Consider the following 18,929-nt stretch of genomic DNA (forward strand, 5'->3'; position numbering starts at 1 on the left):
ACTCCACGCTTTGTTTAATCAGGTAAGGCGTCAACCGCCCCTGACGACCGCTGTTTTCACGCTCCAAGTTGCGCTAACCCCGAGGTCTTGAATCTTTGAAACCCTACCCTATTCATTGCGTGTCGATCGTCATCCCGGTCTACAACGAAGAAGAAAGCCTGCCTGAACTGCTGCGCCGCACCACCGCAGCCTGCAAGCAACTGGCCTACGAATACGAAATCATCCTGGTGGATGACGGTAGCCGCGACAAATCGGCGCAAATGCTCGAAGACGCCGCCGCCGAAGACGGCAGCAACGTGGTGGCGGTGATCCTCAACCGCAACTACGGCCAACACGCGGCGATCATGGCCGGCTTCGAGCAGTGCCGGGGCGAAGTGGTGATTACCCTCGACGCCGACCTGCAAAACCCGCCGGAAGAAATCCCGCGCCTGGTGGAGCAAGCCGCCCTGGGTTACGACGTGGTTGCCACCGTGCGCAACAACCGCCAGGACTCGGCCTTCCGCCGCTGGCCGTCGCGCCTGATCAACCTGGCCGTGCAGCGCTCCACCGGCGTGGCCATGACCGACTACGGCTGCATGCTGCGCGCGTACCGCCGCACCATCGTCGATGCGATGCTCGCCTGCCGTGAGCGCAGCACCTTTATTCCGATCCTGGCCAACGGCTTTGCCCGCCATACCACGGAAATCCTCGTGCACCACGCCGAGCGTGAGCACGGCGAATCCAAATACAGCGCCATGCGCCTGATCAGCCTGATGTTCGACCTGCTGACGTGCATGACCACCACCCCGCTGCGCCTGTTGTCCATCGTCGGCTTCAGCCTGGCTGGCCTGGGTGTGCTGTTTGCGCTGGCGTTGATCGTCATGCGCCTGGCCTTTGGCGCGCAATGGGCCGGCGACGGCATGTTTGTGCTATTTGCGGTGCTGTTCGTGTTCACCGGTGGCCAGTTCATCGGCATGGGCCTGCTGGGTGAATACCTGGGCCGCATGTACAGCGACGTGCGCGCCCGCCCACGCTTCTTTATCGAAAAAGTGCTGCGCAACACCCCGGCAGCACCGGCGCCAGTCGTCATTGTTGACGGCCTGGTGTCCTCCCATACCACCTCTACTTCTCCTTCTGATCAGGTTTCGTCATGAATTCAAAAGCCGTTGTCTTCGCATACCACGATATTGGCTGTGCAGGTATTGAAGCCCTGCTGACTGCCGGCTACGACATTGCTGCGGTGTTTACCCACGCCGATGATCCCAAGGAAAACAACTTCTACGGCTCCGTCGCCCAACTCTGCGCCCGCAACGGCATCCCGGTGCATGCGCCGGAAGACGCCAACCACCCGCTGTGGATCGAGCGCATCGCCAAGCTGAACCCGGACTACATCTTCTCGTTCTACTACCGCAACCTGCTCAGCGAGCCGCTGCTGGCCACCGCTCGCAAAGGCGCGTTCAACCTGCACGGTTCGCTGCTGCCGAAATACCGTGGCCGCGCCCCGGCCAACTGGGTGCTGGTCAACGGCGAAACCGAAACCGGCGTGACCCTGCACCGCATGGTCAAACGCGCCGATGCCGGCGCGATCCTCGCCCAGCAAAAGGTCATCATCGACCGCACCGACACCGGCCTGAGCCTGCACGCCAAACTGCGCGATGCCGCCACCAACCTGCTGCGCGATGCACTGCCACAACTTGCCCAGGGCAAGCTGACTGAAACCGCCCAGGACGAAAGCCAGGCCACCTACTTCGGTCGCCGCACCGCCGCCGATGGCAAGCTGGACTGGAAACAGCCGGCTGAAGAACTGTTCAACCTGGTCCGCGCCGTGACCCAACCTTACCCGGGCGCCTTCTGCGCCGTGGGCGAGCACAAGCTGATCGTGTGGCAAGCCGAAGTGGTCCAGGGCAATGACGGCCTGGCTCCAGGCCGCGTGATCAGCGTCAACCCGCTGCGCATCGCCTGCGGTGAAGACTCCCTGGTGGTCAAGTTCGGCCAGCGCAACGACAACGGCCTGTACCTGGCCGGCCCGTCCTTGGCCAACGAACTGGGCCTGGTGGACGGTTCGGTGCTGCGCGGTGCCGAGTCCGGCCGCAAGCCGCGCCGTACCCGCGTGCTGATCCTTGGTGTGAACGGCTTTATCGGTAACCACTTGTCCGAGCGCCTGCTGCGTGACGACCGTTACGAAGTCTACGGCCTGGACATCGGCTCCGACGCCATCGAGCGCCTGCGCAGCCACCCGAACTTCCATTACGTGGAAGGCGACATCAGCATCCACACCGAGTGGATCGAGTACCACATCAAGAAGTGCGACGTGGTCCTGCCGCTGGTAGCCATCGCCACCCCAATCGAATACACCCGCAACCCGCTGCGCGTGTTCGAACTGGACTTCGAGGAAAACCTCAAGCTGGTGCGCTACTGCGTCAAGTACAACAAGCGCGTGATCTTCCCCTCGACCTCCGAAGTCTATGGCATGTGCCAAGACCAGTACTTCGACGAAGACACCTCCAACCTGGTGGTCGGCCCGGTCAACAAGCAACGCTGGATCTACTCGGTCTCCAAGCAACTGCTGGACCGCGTGATCTGGGCCTACGGCGCCAAAGGCCTGAACTTCACCCTGTTCCGTCCATTCAACTGGATGGGCCCACGCCTCGACCGCCTGGACTCGGCACGTATCGGCAGCTCCCGCGCCATCACCCAGTTGATCCTCAACCTGGTGGAAGGCACGCCGATCCGCCTGTTCGACGGTGGCGAGCAGAAGCGTTGCTTCACCGATATCGCCGACGGCATCGAAGCCCTGGCACGCATCATCGATAACGACAATGACGTGTGCAACGGCCAGATCATCAACATCGGCAACCCGGAAAACGAAGCGAGCATCCGCCAGTTGGGCGAAGAGCTGCTGCGTCAGTTCGAAGCCCACCCGCTGCGTGGCAACTTCCCGCCGTTCGCCGGTTTCCGCGACGTGGAAAGCAAGGCGTTCTACGGCACGGGCTACCAGGACGTGGCACACCGCAAGCCAAGCATCGAAAACGCCAAGCGCCTGCTGAACTGGGAGCCGACCGTAGAGATGAGCGAAACCATCGGCAACACCCTGGACTTCTTCCTGCGTGAAGCCATGCTCGAAATCGCGGACAAGAAATAATGAAGGCAGGCTTGCGCATTGATGTCGACACCTACCGTGGCACCCGTGAAGGTGTGCCACGGTTGCTCGAAACCCTGGATGAAGCCGGGGTGAAGGCAACGTTCTTCTTCAGCGTCGGGCCGGACAACATGGGGCGCCACTTGTGGCGTCTCATCCGCCCGCAGTTCCTGTGGAAGATGCTGCGTTCCAATGCCGTCGGCCTGTATGGCCTGGATATCTTGCTCGCCGGCACGGCGTGGCCGGGCAAGCCGATTGGCCGCGACCTGGGGCATCTGATGCGCCAGGCCAAGGCCGCCGGGCATGAAGTCGGCCTGCACGCCTGGGATCACCACGGCTGGCAGGCCAACACCGGGCGCTGGAGCGAGGCACAGTTGGTCGAACAGATCCGCCGTGGCGTTGACACGCTGAGCGACATCCTCGGTGAACGCATCGACTGTTCAGCGGCCGCCGGTTGGCGCGCCGATGAGCGTGTGGTGCAAGCCAAGCAAGGCTTCAACTTTCGCTACAACAGCGATTGCCGGGGCACCAGCCTGTTTCGTCCAACCTTGGCCGATGGCAGCGCAGGCACCCCACAAATTCCGGTAGACCTGCCGACCTTCGACGAAGTCGTCGGGCCGGTGGTGGCTGCCAAAGATTTCAATGCGTTTATCCTCGACCGCTTTGCCGAGTCGAAGCTCAACGTCTATACGATCCACGCAGAAGTAGAAGGGATTCTGATGGCCAATGATTTTCGCCAGTTGCTGGCCCAGGCAGGGCAGCGCGGCATCGACTTCAAACCCCTCGGCGATTTGTTGCCAGCGGACCTGACTACCCTGCCCCAGCAACAGCTGGTGCGTGGCGCCCTGCCCGGGCGTGAGGGTTGGCTTGGAGTGCAGCAGGCATGATCCGGCGTCTGGCGCTACCTCTACTGCTGTTGGCCTTTGGCGTGTTTTACCTGTTGCCGCTGACCACCCATGGCCTGTGGATCCCCGATGAAACCCGCTACGCGCAGATCAGCCAGGAAATGCTGCTGACCGGCAAGTGGGCTTCGCCGCACTTCATGGGCATCCGCTATTTTGAAAAACCGGCGGCCGGTTACTGGATGATTGCGCTGGGCCAGGCGATCTTCGGGCAGAACCTGTTCGGTGTGCGCTTTGCCTCGGCGTTGAGCACCGGCCTGAGCATCCTGCTGGTGTACCTGGTGTCGCGCCGGTTGTGGAATGACCCGCAGAAAAGCCTGATCAGCACCGTGCTGTACATGAGCTTTGTCAGCGTCGCGGCCCTGGGCGGCTACGCCAACCTCGATCCGCAGTTCACCTTCTGGGTCAACCTGACCGGCGTGGCCTTGTGGTTCTGCTTCGACAGCACCACGCGCAACGGTCGCCTGGCCTCTTGGGCGCTGCTGGGTTTTGCCTGTGGCATGGGCTTCATGACCAAGGGTTTCCTCGCCTGGCTGTTGCCGGTGCTGATTGCCCTGCCCTACGCGATCTGGCAGAAACGCTTCCGTGAACTGCTGGGCTATGGCCTGGTGGCCGTGGTGGTGGCGATTGTGGTCAGCCTGCCGTGGGCACTGGCCGTGCACCTGCAAGAGCCGGATTACTGGAACTTCTTCTTCTGGCACGAGCATATCCAGCGTTTTGCCGGTGACGATGCCCAGCATGCCGAGCCGTTCTGGTACTACCTGCCGCTGTTGGTGGCGTTCTCGCTGCCGTGGGTGGCGTTGTTGCCGTCCACCGTCAAACAGGCGTGGCAGGACAAGCGCCTGCCGAAAACCGCATTCCTGCTGCTGTGGCTGCTGATGCCCCTGGCGTTTTTCAGCCTGGCCAAGGGCAAGCTGCCTTCCTACATCATGCCGTGCCTGTTGCCGCTGGCGTTGCTGATGGGCTCGGCCCTGGCCGACAAATTGGCCGCAGGCCGCAGCCGTGCGCTGCGCATCAACGGCTGGTTGAACCTGGTGGTGGGCATCGTCGCGCTGCTGGCACTCACCTGGTTCCAATTGAAGAAGCCGGTGTACGAGCCGGGCCAGGAAACCTTCAGCCTGGTGCTGGTGTTTGTCTTCCTGTTTGGCTGGATCATCGCCAACCTGCTGCAGGCCGCGCGCCCGTTGAAACTGTGGGCGGCGCCAGTGATGGGCAGTTGGTTGCTGGTGGCGCTGGTACCCGCCGCGTTGCCCCATTCGGTGGTCTACAACAAGACCCCGGACCAATTCATCATCGACCACCTGCAAGCCCTGCGCCCGGCCACGGCGTTGCTGAGCAATGATCTCGGCGCGGCATCTGCACTCTCGTGGCGCCTGGCGCGTCCGGACGTGACGCTCTACAACACCGTCGGCGAAGTCAAATACGGCCTGGCCTTCCCGGACAGCGCCGCGCGCAAGATCGACACCACCCAAGTACAACAGTGGATGAGCGATGCGCGCAAAAAAGGCCCGGTCGGTGTGGTGATGCGGGTTAAAGGTGACGATGAAATGGCCGAAGTTGCCTTGCTGCCCAATGACGGCCAGCGCTTTGAACAAGGCAACATCGTGATTCTGATCTTCCCGCAGGCTGCTCCATGATCACCCTGCTCCTGTTATTGGCCGCCTGTCTGCTCACATGCATGGGCCAGGTCTCGCAAAAATTCGCCGTGGAAAGCTGGCGCGACCTGCCGGACGGCTGGGCGCTGAAGCTGCGCTCGCCTTGGCTGTGGGCCGCCTTGGTGTGCCTGGGCCTCGGCCTGCTGGTGTGGTTGCTGGTGTTGCAGCGTCTGGAAGTCGGCATCGCCTACCCCATGCTCAGCCTCAATTTTGTGCTGGTCACGCTGGTGGCGCGGTTTGTTTTTCATGAGCCCATCGATGGCCGCCACTGGCTGGGCGTAGCGCTGGTGATTGCCGGTGTCGTACTGCTGGGGCGTCAGGTATGAGCCGCGTGCGTGGTTTTGCCCTGGCCTTGGCCAGCGTCGGCTTGGTCAGTGCGGCCCAGTTGGGCATGCGCTGGAGCATGACGCGCCTGCCTTTGCCCACCGAATGGTTGACCGCGTTCAACAGCAACGCCATCGACCTCGGCGCCCTTGGGGCGGTGTTGCTGGCGATCTTCGCCTATGCCCTGTCGATGCTCTGCTGGCTGGGCGCGCTCAAGCACCTGCCGTTGGGCCGTGCCTATTCGCTGCTGAGCATCAGCTACGCGCTGGTGTACCTGCTGGCCGCCAGCCTGCCGGTGTTCAACGAACATTTTTCGCTTTCAAAAACCCTCGGGGTGGCGTTGGTCATCCTTGGAGTTCTGGTTATCAACTCTCGCCGTGCTAGCACCACAAGTCCCAGGAATGCCCCATGAAAATCAGTGTATTTGGTAGTGGTTACGTCGGTCTGGTGCAGGCCACCGTATTGGCCGAAGTCGGTCACGATGTCATCTGCATGGACGTAGACAAGAACAAGGTCGAGTCGCTGCAAAAAGGCCATGTGACGATCTTTGAGCCGGGGCTGGCTGCGATGGTCAAGGAGAACCTGGAAAGCGGGCGACTGCACTTTACCCATGACGAAAAACTCGCGGTCGAACACGGTGAAGTGCTGTTTATCGCCGTGGGCACGCCGTCGGACGAAGACGGTTCGGCCGATCTGAAATACGTGTTGTCAGTGGGCGACGCGGTGGCCCGTCACCGTGTGGACCCGGTGATCCTCGTGGAGAAATCCACCGTGCCCGTCGGCACCGGCGACACCCTGCGTGCCCATATCGAAAAAGCCCTGCACGTGGCCGGCCGTCACCTGGAGTTCGATATCGTCTCCAACCCGGAATTCCTCAAGGAAGGCTCGGCGGTTGCCGACTGCCGCCGCCCGGACCGTATCGTCATCGGCTGCGAACGTGAAGAAGTGCGCGAGGTGATGCGTGACCTGTACGCGCCGTTCAACCGCAACCACGACCGCATCATCTTTATGGACCTGCGCAGCGCCGAGCTGACCAAGTACGCCGCCAACTGCATGCTGGCGACCAAGATCAGCTTTATCAACCAGATCGCCGAACTGGCCGAACACCTGGGTGCGGACATCGAAGCAGTACGCCTGGGGATCGGCGCCGACTCGCGCATCGGCTACCACTTTATCTACCCGGGTTGCGGCTACGGCGGCTCGTGCTTCCCCAAGGACATGCGCGCCCTGATCCACAGCGCCAAGCAGGCCAACTGCTCCAGCGACCTGCTGGAAGCGGTGGAAGCGATCAACCAGCGCCAGAAGAGCAAGCTGTTCGAGCGCGTCAACGCGTTCTTCAAAGGCGACCTCAAGGGCAAGACCTTTGCCGTGTGGGGCTTGGCCTTCAAGCCCAACACCGACGACATGCGCGATGCGCCAAGCCGCGTGCTGATGGAAGCCCTGTGGGCCGCCGGCGCCAACGTGCGCGCCTTCGACCCCGAAGCCATGCAGGAAACCCAGCGCATTTACGGCGATGACCCACGGCTGATGCTGATGGGCACCCCGGAATCGACCTTGAGCGGCGCCGATGGCCTGATCGTCTGCACAGAATGGCAGCAATTCAAGGCGCCGGATTTCGACCTGATCCACTCGCGCCTGAAAACCCCGGTGATTTTCGACGGCCGCAACCTGTACGACGGCGAACGCCTGGCGCGCAAAGGCTTCCAATACTTCCCGATCGGCCGTGGCGACTCCTGCCAACTGCCGATGCCGCAGCAACAGTGGGTGGCGCAATCGGTAGATCAGGTCGTGGAAGCCTGAGACGTGAACAAAGCGCTCTTAATAGATGCCACAGTGCGCCGCCAGTCCCTGCTGCTGGGGCTGTTGGCGCTGCTGCTGTTTATCGCCGGCAACTGGCACCAAGCGATCATCGGGTTTGACTCACGCTTCGTGCTGTTCGCCCAGGAGATGTTGCGCCATGGCCCGAGTTTCTTCCCCACCACCTACGGCCAACCGTATGCCGATTACCTGGCGACCTCGACGCTGCTGACTTGGCTGTTCTCGTTGCCGCTGGGCCAGGTCACCAGCTTCACGGCGTGGTTGCCGACGGCGATTGCCTCGGCAGTGATCGTGATCCTGGTGTACCGCCTCACGGCGCCCTACTCCCCGCGCTGGGGCCTGCTGAGCGTGGCGATGTTGGTGCTCAGCAGCACCTTCGTCAGCGAAACCCGCGCCGTGTCCCTGGACCAGATGCTCGCCGCCGTGACCCTGGCGGTGTTTTACCTGGGTTACGCCCATGATCACTTCGGCGCGGGCAAACGCCTGCACTGGGTGTATCTGCTGTTGATCGCAGGCTTTGCGATACGCGGGCCGATTGGCCTGGTGATCCCAACCGGCGTGTTGTGCAGCTACTACCTGATCAACCGCCAGTGGCGGCAACTGTTCAGCTTCGGCTTGCTTGCACTGGCGCTGCTGATGGCCTGTGTCGGGGTGTTGCTGCTGTTGGCCAAGCTCAGCGGTGGCGAGGTGTTCATGCAGGACGTTATCCGCATGCAATTCCTCGGGCGCATGGACGGCAGCGAAGGCTCCAGCGGTGTGCTGTATTACTTCACCAGTTCCATGGGCAACTACGCGCTGGCGTATCCGATGGCCCTGTTGGTGCTGCTGGCGGTGGCCATCGGCGGCAAAAGCGCGCCGGAGCCGGCCTTGCAACTGGTGCTGTACTGCGCGGCTGCGGGCTTGCTGGTGATGCTCGGCCTGTCAATCCCACAGGCGAAGAAGGCGCGTTATGTGCTGCCGATGCTGCCGATGGCGGCAATCATTGCGGCGTATCCGTTTCAGGTCACCCAAGGGCGTGTGTATGCCTGGCTGCGCGGTTTGCTGCTGGGCATCTGGACCCTGTTGCCGGCGCTGCTGTTCATTGGCCTGCTGGTGGTGCGTCGCCGCTACGCCGAGCAGGTGGGCGACTTGCGCCTGATCTTCGGCGTGCTGGGCGCGTTGCAGGTACTGGCGTTGCTCGCGTGGTTCAAGCCGCGCTTGCGTCCGGCAGGCCCGGCATTGGCGGCGGTACTGGCATTGTGGGCGACCTACATCGTGGTGGTCGAGCCGCTGGAGCGTACGCTCTACGACACGCGCACCTTCAGCCTGGCGGTCAAGGCACAGATCAACCAGCAACCTGCGCCCGTGGTGTTGCATGGCCTGGGCAAAGACGCCAAGGCGATCAAGCTGATGGTCAATCTCGAGTGCGACCGTGTGCCGTTGTTCACCCAGTCAACCACGGACCTGGCGCCGTTGCAGGCTCCGGCCTGGTTGGTGATGAGCGAGGACGACTACGCCGCCTTGAAGGAGCCCCGCCTGCGCGCGCTCACCCCGACACTGGTGGGTGAGTTCGACAAAAATCCCTATGTGCTGCTGCACCTGACGGCGACGCCACAACCCTGATCCAGCCGGCTTCGGCCGGCTCCCTCACGAAAGCTCCTACACAGCTATGCGTAATGGCTGGTGCCTTTTGCCATTCCCGCTCATGGATCCAAAATGTAAACTCGGTCGCCAATTGCGGTAACTATTTACTACCAATGGAACATGCCAAGGACGCTGCCCGCCGTGAACTCAAACGCGGCGGGCTTCATTGAAAGGACCACGCCGTGCCCAATGACTTATTGCCTGAAACTCACTCACTGCAGATGCCCGAACAGCTGCATGTCGGCCTGCACCGCCTGATGGGGTTGCGTGACGCGGTTGTCGCGTTGAATGGCCCCTTGTCCGATGACCCAGGGCTGCGCGACAACCTGCACAAGCAGCTGCTGAGCGAAGAGAGCCGTGATCGGATCCTGGGGGTCGTTAGCCACTCGTCTACACCTATCACCTATTAATCTTCAATTTTATTGCATTTAACCTGCATTAATATGCAGTGGCGTCGCTGCATCGAGGTGGGCACACTGCGCGGGTTCCTCCCCCAAATGTGGAACTTTCAAGGGCTTTTCCGGGAAACCAGGCAAGCCTTTTTTTTCGCCTGCTGTTTATGGATCTATCGCAATGCTTGCTCGTTGGTTACCTGCTGCCATCAATACCCGTCCCGCCGAATGGAGCCGTGCCGCCATCGGCATGGCCTTGGGCACCCTGCTCAGTGTATGGGCGTGCGCCCAGGTATTTGGCATGGAGGTGGCGCTGCACCTGCTCGGCCCTTTGGGGGCGTCGGCGGTATTGTTGTTTGCAGTGTCATCCGGTGCGCTGGCCCAGCCCTGGTCGATTATCGGCAGCTACCTGTGTGCCGCTGTCGTTGCGCTGCTGGTAGCGCGTGTACTGGGGCGAACGCTGGGCAGTGCGTGCCTTGCCGCCGGCATGACCGTGATCCTGATCTGCTGGCTGCGCTGCCTGCATCCCCCCGCAGGCGGGCTGGCCATGACCTTGGTACTGGCGGACCCGGCCTCCATCGCCCTCGGCTGGCAAGAACTGGGCGCGGTGATGCTCGGTGCTGGCGCATTGCTGGGCTGCGCGTTGGCCTACAACAACGCCACGCGCACGCGTTATCCCAAGGGTTTGCCAGTGCCGGGCCCTGCGATGGTGGGCAGCAGCGCGCCGGTCATCGACCCCGAGGTCACCGCCGCCGACCTGAAACGGGCCCTGGCCGAGATGGAGCAGTTCTACGATGTGCAACCCTCCGAGCTTGAGCAACTGATCCACGCGGCGCAAGGCCATGCGCGTCGGCGTAGCATTGGCGAAGTGCTCAGTCGTCGCGCATAAATGCAACAACGACCTGCATGATTCCCCGGTGTACTGGGCAAATTTGCACTGGTAGGATCGCAAGAAGGTTCGTCCCCGAACATCTTGATAAAGAACAATAAAAGCAGGGAGTTAGCGATGACTGCTCAGGTTTCATCCGAGGCAAGCCACACCGACCATCTTCAAGCCGACATACTCGCCGAAGTCCGCAACCATATCGGCCACCTCACCCTCAACCGCCCCGCCGGCCTGAATGCCATTACCCTGGACATGGTCCGCAGCCTGAGCCACCACCTGCACGCCTGGGCCGACGATCCCACGGTATATGCGGTGGTCCTGCGCGGCGCCGGGGAAAAAGCCTTCTGCGCGGGGGGCGATATCCGCTCCTTGTATGACAGCTTCAACAGCGGCGACACCCTGCACGAAGACTTCTTCGTCGAGGAATACGCCCTCGATCTCGCCATCCACCACTACCGCAAACCCGTCCTCGCCTTGATGGATGGCTTTGTCCTCGGCGGCGGCATGGGCCTGGTGCAAGGCGCCGACCTGCGCGTGGTCACCGAGCGCAGCCGCCTGGCCATGCCGGAAGTGGCCATCGGTTACTTCCCGGACGTCGGCGGCAGCTACTTCCTGCCGCGTATTCCCGGTGAGCTGGGGATTTACCTGGGGGTCACCGGCGTGCAGATCCGCGCCGCCGATGCGCTGTATTGCGGCTTGGCCGACTGGTACCTGGAAAGCGCCAAGCTGGCCGACCTCGACCAGAAGCTGGACCGCCTGCACTGGCACGAATCGCCCCTCAAGGACCTGCAAGGCCTGCTCGCCAAACTCGGCGTACAGCACTTGCCGGATGCGCCACTGGCCGCATTGCGCCCAGCCATCGACCACTTCTTCGCCTTGCCGGACGTACCGAGCATCGTCGAGCAACTGCAGCAAGTCACCGTTGCCGACAGCCATGAATGGGCACTCGCCACGGCAGCGCTGATGCAAACCCGCTCGCCGTTGGCCATGGCAGTCACGCTCGAAATGCTGCGCCGTGGCCGCCACCTGCCACTGGAACAGTGCTTTGCCCTGGAGTTGCACCTGGACCGTCAATGGTTCGAGCGCGGCGACCTGATCGAAGGCGTTCGCGCCTTGATCATCGACAAGGACAAGGCCCCACGCTGGAACCCTGCCACGGTGGCTGAGCTGGACGCGCACCAGGTCGACAGCTTCTTCAGTGACTTCAAGTCTGTTGGGAGATAAGCCATGCAAGATATTGAATACACAGAAGAACAAGTGATGATCCGCGACATGGCGCGCGACTTCGCCCGGGGTGAAATCGCGCCCCACGCCCAAGCCTGGGAGAAAGCCGGGTGGATCGACGATGCCCTGGTGGCCAAGATGGGCGAGCTGGGTTTGCTGGGCATGGTGGTGCCGGAAGAATGGGGCGGCACCTACGTGGATTACGTGGCCTACGCCCTCGCCGTCGAGGAGATTTCTGCGGGTGATGGCGCTACGGGCGCGCTGATGAGTATCCATAATTCAGTGGGTTGCGGGCCCATCCTCAACTACGGCTCCGAAGCGCAGAAACAAACCTGGCTTGCCGATCTGGCCAGCGGCCAGGCGATTGGCTGCTTCTGCTTGACCGAACCCCAGGCCGGTTCCGAGGCCCACAACCTGCGCACCCGTGCCGAACTGCGTGACGGCCAGTGGGTGATCAACGGTGCCAAGCAGTTTGTCAGCAACGGCAAGCGCGCCAAGCTGGCCATCGTGTTTGCGGTGACCGATCCCGACCTCGGCAAAAAAGGTATCTCCGCGTTCCTGGTGCCCACCGACACGCCGGGCTTTGTGGTGGACCGCACGGAACACAAGATGGGTATCCGTGCCTCGGACACCTGTGCCGTGACCCTCAACCAATGCAGCGTGCCTGAGGCCAATCTGCTGGGCGAGCGTGGCAAGGGCCTGGCGATTGCCCTGTCCAACCTCGAAGGCGGCCGCATCGGCATCGCCGCCCAGGCCCTGGGCATCGCCCGTGCGGCGTTCGAAGCGGCATTGGCCTACGCCCGTGACCGGGTGCAGTTCGACAAGGCGATCATCGAGCACCAGAGCGTGGCCAACCTGCTCGCCGACATGCAAACCCGCCTGAATGCCGCGCGCTTGCTGATCCTGCACGCCGCCCGCCTGCGCAGTGCCGGCAAGCCTTGCCTGTCGGAAGCGTCCCAGGCCAAGCTGTTTGCCTCGGAAATGGCGGAAAAAGTCTGCTCGTCAGCGATGCAGATTCATGGTGGTTATGGGTACTTGGAGGATTACCCGGTGGAGCGTTACTACCGGGATGCGCGGATCACGCAGATATATGAAGGGACGAGCGAGATTCAGCGGATGGTGATTGCCAGGGAACTCAAGAACTACCAACTCTAACTGACACACTGCATAACCCAATGTGGGAGCTGGCTTGCCTGCGATGCAGACACCTCGGTTTATCTGTTAGACCGAGGTGATGCTATCGCAGGCAAGCCAGCTCCCACAGGGTCCAGTTCCCACAGTTTGATCTTCTGTGTTCGGGAATTACTTGTCTTTGAACTCGGGCGCACGCTTGGCCACAAACGCCGCCATGCCTTCCTTCTGATCCAGCGTCGCAAACGCCGCATGGAACACCCGGCGCTCAAAGCGCACGCCTTCCGACAGGCTGACTTCAAACGCGCGGTTCACGCTTTCCTTGACCATCATGCTGATGGGCACCGACTTGCCGGCGATCAGCGTGGCGACTTTCAGCGCTTCTTCCAGCAGTTCATCGGCCGGCACGATACGGGCGACGATGCCGCAACGCTCGGCTTCCACCGCGTCGATAAAACGCCCGGTCAGGCACATTTCCATGGCCTTGGCCTTGCCCACGGCGCGGGTCAGCCGCTGGGTGCCGCCCATGCCCGGCAACACGCCGAGGTTGATTTCCGGCTGGCCGAACTTGGCGCCATCGCCTGCCAGGATGAAGTCGCACATCAACGCCAGTTCACAGCCGCCACCGAGGGCGAATCCATTGACGGCGGCGATGATCGGCTTGCGGCGGTTGGCCACGCGATCGCTGTCGCTGAACAGGTCGTCGAGGTAGATCTGCGGGTAGGTCAGCTCGGCCATTTCCTTGATATCGGCGCCGGCGGCGAAGGCTTTTTTCGAGCCGGTCAGCACGATGCAGCCGATTTCAGGGTTGGCTTCCAGGCCGTCCAGCGCCTGGTTCAGTTCGCTGACCAGTTGCGCATTCAGCGCGTTCAGGGCTTGTGGGCGATTGAGGGTAATCAGCCCGACGCGGCCCTGGACTTCGAGCAGGATGGTTTCGTAACTCATGTATCGGCTCCTTAGAGATTGCGTGAGATGACCATGCGTTGAATATCGCTGGTGCCTTCGTAAATCTGGCAGACCCGCACATCGCGGTAGATGCGCTCCAGGGGGAAGTCGCTCAGGTAACCGTAACCGCCGAGGGTTTGCAAGGCGGCCGAGCAGACTTTCTCGGCCATTTCCGAGGCGAACAGCTTGGCCATCGAGGCTTCCACCAGCGCCGGCTTGCCGCTGTCACGCAGGGCGGCGGCGTAATGCACCATCTGCCGGGCGACGGCGATTTGCGTGGCCATGTCCGCCAGGCGGAATGCCACGGCCTGGTGTTCGATCAGCGCCTTGCCGAAGCTTTCGCGCTCACGGGCGTAGTCTCGCGCCGCTTCAAAGGCGGCGCGGGCCATGCCCACCGATTGCGAGGCGATGCCCACGCGCCCGCCTTCGAGGTTGGCCAAGGCGATTTTGTAGCCTTCGCCCTCCTCGCCCAACCGGTTGGCCACCGGCACTTTGACGTCTTCAAAGAGGATCTGGCAGGTGTCGGACGCATGCTGGCCGAGCTTGTCCTCGACCCGCGCCACGCTGTAGCCGGGGGAATCGGTGGGCACGATGAACGCGCTGATCCCACGCTTGCCCGCCGCCGGGTCGGTGACCGCAAACACAATCACGACCCCGGCGTTTTGCCCGGAGGTGATGAACTGTTTGCAGCCGTTCAGCACGTAGTGGTCACCTTCCAGGCGCGCACGGGTTTTCAGGCTGCTGGCGTCGGAGCCGGCCTGGGGTTCGGTCAACGCAAACGCGCCAAGCATGGCGCCGCTGGCCAAAGGCGTGAGGAATTGTTCTTTCTGCTGGTCGTTGCCGAACTTGAGGATCGGCACGCAGCCCACTGAATTGTGCACGCTCATGATGGTCGAGCACGCACCGTCGCCGGCGGCGATCTCTTCCAGGGCCATGGCGTAGGCCAGGTAACCGGTGTCGCAACCGCCCCACTGCTCGGGCACGAGCATGCCGAAAAAGCCCAGCTCGGCCATTTCGCCGATGGCTTCTTTAGGAAAGCGGTGCTCGCGGTCCCACTCGGCGGCGAAAGGTTTCAGGCGCTCCTGGGCAAATTGCCGGGCCGCGTCGCTGATTTGCAGTTGTTCGTCATTGGGTAACATGGTGGAAATTCCTTGAGCAGCTACAAGCTTTCAGCTGCAAGCAACAAGTCAAAGCCAATCAGCTTTTACTTGAAGCTTGCAGCTACAAACTTGCAGCTGCAGTTGATCAATACAGGCATTCGACGGCCATGGCCGTGGCTTCACCACCGCCGATGCAGATGGCGGCGACGCCACGCTTGAGACCTTTTTGGCGCAGGGCCGCGAGCAAGGTCACCAGGATGCGCGCACCGGACGCGCCAATCGGGTGGCCCAGGGCGCAGGCGCCGCCGTGGATATTCACCTTGCTGTGGGGGATTTCCAGCTTGCTCATGGTCACCAGGCTGACCACGGCAAAGGCTTCGTTGATTTCGAACAGGTCCACCTCGTCGAGGTTCCAGCCGGTCTTGCTCATCAGCTTGCGAATCGCCCCCACCGGCGCCACCGGGAACAGCCCCGGCTCGTCGGCAAACGCCGCGTGCCCGTGGATCACCGCCAAAGGCTTGAGGCCGCGTTTGTGCGCCTCGGACTGACGCATCAGCAGCAACGCCGCCGCGCCATCGGAAATCGAACTGGAGTTCGCCGCCGTGACTGTGCCGCCGTCGCGGAAGGCAGGTTTGAGGCTCGCAATCTTGTCCAGCTTGGCTTTCGGCGGTTGTTCGTCGTGCTGGATGGTTTTCTGTTCCTTGCCCACGGTGACCTGCACCGGGACGATTTCCGCATCAAAGCTGCCGTCGCTGATCGCTTGCTGGGCGCGGGTCAGGGAGGCGATGGCAAACGCGTCCTGGGCCTCACGGGTAAAACCGTTGTGCTCGGCGCAGTCTTCGGCAAAGGTGCCCATCAGGCGGCCTTTGTCATACGCATCTTCGAGGCCGTCGAGGAACATATGGTCAAGCACGCGACCATGGCCCATGCGATAGCCGCTGCGCGCACGGTCCAGCAGGTACGGCGCGTTGGACATGCTTTCCATGCCCCCGGCGATTGCCACCTCAATGCTGCCGGCCAGCAGCGAATCATGGGCCAGGATGGCCGCTTCCATGCCCGAGCCGCACATCTTGTTCAGGGTCGTGCAGCGAGTGGACTTGTCCAGCCCGGCGCCCAATGCCGCCTGGCGTGCAGGCGCCTGGCCGAGGCCGGCGGGCAGTACGCAGCCGAACAGCACTTCATCCACAGCATCGTGGGCGATACCGGCGCGCTCGACGGCGGCACGAATCGCGGCAGCACCCAGTTGCGGTGCGGTCAGGCCCTTGAGGTCGCCCTGGAAGCCGCCCATGGGCGTGCGCACGGCGCTGACAATTACGATGGGATCAGTCATGGATTCAAACTCCTTACTTGGCCGCCATGCGCAAGGCGCCGTCGAGACGGATCACCTCGCCATTGAGCATGCTGTTTTCGATGATGTGACGCACCAGCGCGGCGTATTCGCTCGGTTTGCCCAGGCGCGGCGGGAACGGCACGCCAGCGGCCAGGGAATCGCGTACTTCCGGGGTCATGCCGGCCATCATCGGCGTTTCGAAAATGCCCGGGGCGATGGTCATCACGCGGATACCAAAGCGCGCCAGCTCACGGGCGGCGGGCAAGGTGAGGCTGGCAATCGCGCCTTTGGAGGCGGAATACGCCGCTTGGCCGATCTGCCCGTCGAACGCGGCCACCGAGGCCGTATTGATGATCACGCCGCGCTCGCCATCGGCATTCGCTTCGGTTTCGGCGATGGCCGCAGCCGCCAGGCGCAACAGGTTGAAGCTGCCAATCAGGTTGACGTTGATCACCTGGGCAAAGCTGGCCAAGGCGTGGGGGCCGTTCTTGCCGAGGATCTTCTCGCCGCGCACCACGCCGGCGCAGTTGACCAGGCCGTGTAAACCGCCAAACGCTGCAACGGCAGCGTGCACTGCGGCTTCGGCAGCCGCTTCCTGGCTGATGTCGGCCACGGCGCTACGCGCATTTTCGCCCAGTTGCTTGGCCTTGGCCGCGACGGCATCGGCGTTGAGGTCCACCAACATGACCTTGGCACCAGCGGCGACCAGCATCTCCGCAGTGGCCGCGCCGAGGCCCGAAGCGCCGCCGCTGACCAGGAATACCTTGTTTTCGATCTGCATCATTGTTTCCTTAAAAGTGGATCAGGCCACCGCCGCCTTGGCGATTTCCTGGTTACGCAAGATAAAACGTTGCAGCTTGCCGCTCGGGGTCTTGGGCAAGTCGCTGACAAATTCGATTTCCCGTGGGTAGGCATGGGCGGCGAGGCGTTTGCGCACGTGCAGGCGCAGCTCCTCGGCCAACTCCGGGGTGGCGCGGTATTGGCTGTTGATCACCACGAAGGCTTTCACCAGTTCGGTGCGCTCGGGGTCCGGTTTGCCGACTACCGCCGCTTCGATCACCGCCGGGTGCTCCACCAGCGCGCTTTCCACGTCGAACGGGCCGACGCGGTAACCGGACGTGGTGATCACATCGTCACTGCGCCCGACAAAACTGATGCTGCCGTTGGGGTTCAGCTCCACGGTGTCGCCGCTCAGGTAGTACTTGCCGACAAATGCCTTGGTCTTCACGCCGTCATAGCCGGCGAACCAGCACATCGGCGACTGCTCGCGGTCGATGGCGAGGATGCCTGGCTGGCCCGCTGGCAACTCCTGGTAATCATCGTCCAGCACGACGATGCGGTGCCCCGGCGAGGCAAACCCGGCCGAGCCGACATGCACCGGGTGCTCAAGGCCATGGTGATTGCACAGCACCATGCCCAGTTCGGTCTGGCCGTAGTGGTCGTGGATGGTCACGCCTAGGTTGTCGGCGAACCAGCGGATCACTTCCGGGTTCAGCGGCTCGCCGGCGCTGCTGACGATGCGCAGCTTGCCCTTGATCGAATGGGCGAACTGCTCGCCGCCGGCAATCAACAGGCGGTAGGCAGTGGGCGAGCCGGTGAGGTTGGTAATCCCGTATTTGTTGATCACCCGGCAGGTGCTTTCCAGAGTGAAGGGGCCGTCGTAGAAGGTGATCGGGTGGCCCATGGACAACGGGCCGGTCACGCCGAAGTAGATGCCGTAAGCCCAGCCTGGGTCGGCGACGTTCCAGAACGCGTCTTCGGGGCGCAGGTCCACGGCGTCGCGGGTGTAGCTCTGGAACGCGACGATGGCCTTGAGCGGCACCGACAGCGCTTTCGACGGGCCGGTGGTGCCCGAGGTGAACATCAGCAGGAACGGCTCGTCAGCGCCCAGTAGCACCGGCTCACAGACATTGGAATAGGTGGGCAGCTCGGCCCAGAAACTGAAATCGCCGCGCACCAGGCCTTCGCCCTTGGCGCCGGTGACCGTGACGATGGTCGGGCAGCCTTCGACTTCCGCCAGTTTGGGCCGGTTGACCGCGTCGGTGACCACCAGCGCCGCACCGGAGCTGGTCAGGCGGTGCTCGATGGCCTTGGGGCCAAAGGCGGTGAACAACGGTTGATAGACCGCGCCGATGCGCCAAGTGGCAAGCACCACCACGAGCAATTCCGCCGTGCGCGGCAACAGCCCCGCGACTTTATCGCCACGCTTGACGCCCTGGGCCAGGAGGAAATTGGCGAAGCGTGCGGCCTGGTCCTGCAAGTCGGTAAAGGTCGAGGTGGCGCTGCGCCCGTCCTTGCCCTCCCAGAACAACGCGATGCGCCCTGGCAGCGCGTGGCGGTCACAGCACTCCACGCAGGCATTGAGGCCTTGCAGGGTGCCGGCCAGTGCGGCGTCAACAGTGTGCGGGTAGTCAAATCCGGTGGTGGCAGCCAAGTAGTCACGCATCGCTTCAAATCCTTCTGTGTTTTTTTATTTTCAGG

General features: G+C 62.5%; 17 protein-coding genes. 12 read left to right on the forward strand and 5 right to left on the reverse strand.

Annotated features, from left to right (window positions below):
• Positions 1-95: 95 nt before the first annotated feature.
• From arnC to ACU688_RS13815, 12 genes are all read left to right on the forward strand, one after another.
• A complete protein-coding gene (gene arnC / locus ACU688_RS13760) occupies positions 96-1,133 on the forward strand; it encodes an undecaprenyl-phosphate 4-deoxy-4-formamido-L-arabinose transferase (protein WP_448185162.1) in 1,038 nt (345 codons plus the stop codon).
• Complete coding sequence (arnA, locus tag ACU688_RS13765) at positions 1,130-3,121, forward strand: bifunctional UDP-4-amino-4-deoxy-L-arabinose formyltransferase/UDP-glucuronic acid oxidase ArnA (RefSeq protein ID WP_448185163.1); 1,992 nt, start codon at positions 1,130-1,132, stop codon at positions 3,119-3,121. Before arnC ends, arnA begins: the two co-directional genes overlap by 4 nt.
• Positions 3,121-4,005, forward strand: coding sequence for a 4-deoxy-4-formamido-L-arabinose-phosphoundecaprenol deformylase (gene arnD, locus ACU688_RS13770; RefSeq protein ID WP_448185164.1), 885 nt, complete (start codon positions 3,121-3,123; stop codon positions 4,003-4,005). Before arnA ends, arnD begins: the two co-directional genes overlap by 1 nt.
• Entirely contained in the window at positions 4,002-5,657 is a 1,656-nt protein-coding gene (arnT, locus tag ACU688_RS13775) for a lipid IV(A) 4-amino-4-deoxy-L-arabinosyltransferase (protein ID WP_448185165.1), read from the forward strand. The genes arnD and arnT overlap by 4 nt, the downstream gene beginning before the upstream one ends.
• Positions 5,654-6,001 carry a 4-amino-4-deoxy-L-arabinose-phosphoundecaprenol flippase subunit ArnE gene (gene arnE / locus ACU688_RS13780; RefSeq protein WP_448185166.1) on the forward strand — a complete coding sequence of 116 codons (348 nt, stop codon included), beginning with the start codon at positions 5,654-5,656 and terminating at the stop codon, positions 5,999-6,001. The genes arnT and arnE overlap by 4 nt, the downstream gene beginning before the upstream one ends.
• Complete coding sequence (arnF, locus tag ACU688_RS13785; RefSeq protein ID WP_448185167.1) at positions 5,998-6,411, forward strand: 4-amino-4-deoxy-L-arabinose-phosphoundecaprenol flippase subunit ArnF; 414 nt, start codon at positions 5,998-6,000, stop codon at positions 6,409-6,411. Before arnE ends, arnF begins: the two co-directional genes overlap by 4 nt.
• Positions 6,408-7,799 (forward strand): UDP-glucose dehydrogenase family protein, encoded by a 1,392-nt coding sequence (locus ACU688_RS13790; RefSeq protein ID WP_448185168.1) that lies wholly within the window; start codon positions 6,408-6,410, stop codon positions 7,797-7,799. The genes arnF and ACU688_RS13790 overlap by 4 nt, the downstream gene beginning before the upstream one ends.
• Before the next feature lie 3 nt (positions 7,800-7,802).
• Entirely contained in the window at positions 7,803-9,419 is a 1,617-nt protein-coding gene (locus ACU688_RS13795; protein WP_448185169.1) for an ArnT family glycosyltransferase, read from the forward strand.
• Between the two features lie 203 nt (positions 9,420-9,622).
• Positions 9,623-9,850, forward strand: coding sequence for a hypothetical protein (locus ACU688_RS13800; protein ID WP_448185170.1), 228 nt, complete (start codon positions 9,623-9,625; stop codon positions 9,848-9,850).
• A gap of 163 nt (positions 9,851-10,013) precedes the next feature.
• Positions 10,014-10,721, forward strand: coding sequence for an HPP family protein (locus ACU688_RS13805; RefSeq protein WP_448185171.1), 708 nt, complete (start codon positions 10,014-10,016; stop codon positions 10,719-10,721).
• Positions 10,722-10,838: 117 nt separating this feature from the next.
• Positions 10,839-11,942: an enoyl-CoA hydratase/isomerase family protein gene (locus ACU688_RS13810; protein WP_448185172.1), complete on the forward strand. Its 1,104-nt coding sequence runs from the start codon at positions 10,839-10,841 to the stop codon at positions 11,940-11,942.
• A gap of 3 nt (positions 11,943-11,945) precedes the next feature.
• Positions 11,946-13,097 (forward strand): acyl-CoA dehydrogenase family protein, encoded by a 1,152-nt coding sequence (locus ACU688_RS13815; protein WP_448185173.1) that lies wholly within the window; start codon positions 11,946-11,948, stop codon positions 13,095-13,097.
• Positions 13,098-13,244: 147 nt separating this feature from the next.
• On the opposite strand, the gene ACU688_RS13820 is transcribed toward ACU688_RS13815, so the two are convergent.
• The 5 genes from ACU688_RS13820 to ACU688_RS13840 form a co-directional block, all read right to left on the reverse strand.
• Positions 13,245-14,018, reverse strand: coding sequence for an enoyl-CoA hydratase (locus ACU688_RS13820; protein ID WP_448185174.1), 774 nt, complete (start codon positions 14,016-14,018; stop codon positions 13,245-13,247).
• Positions 14,019-14,029: 11 nt separating this feature from the next.
• Positions 14,030-15,157 (reverse strand): acyl-CoA dehydrogenase, encoded by a 1,128-nt coding sequence (locus tag ACU688_RS13825; RefSeq protein WP_448185175.1) that lies wholly within the window; start codon positions 15,155-15,157, stop codon positions 14,030-14,032.
• Positions 15,158-15,263: 106 nt separating this feature from the next.
• On the reverse strand, positions 15,264-16,448 hold the full coding sequence (locus tag ACU688_RS13830; protein WP_448185176.1) for an acetyl-CoA C-acyltransferase: 1,185 nt from the start codon (positions 16,446-16,448) through the stop codon (positions 15,264-15,266).
• Positions 16,449-16,461: 13 nt separating this feature from the next.
• Complete coding sequence (locus ACU688_RS13835) at positions 16,462-17,229, reverse strand: SDR family NAD(P)-dependent oxidoreductase (protein ID WP_448185177.1); 768 nt, start codon at positions 17,227-17,229, stop codon at positions 16,462-16,464.
• Positions 17,230-17,250: 21 nt separating this feature from the next.
• On the reverse strand, positions 17,251-18,894 hold the full coding sequence (locus ACU688_RS13840) for an AMP-binding protein (RefSeq protein WP_448185178.1): 1,644 nt from the start codon (positions 18,892-18,894) through the stop codon (positions 17,251-17,253).
• Positions 18,895-18,929: the final 35 nt, after the last annotated feature.

The organism is Pseudomonas acericola (SeqCode) (genome assembly GCF_053456465.1).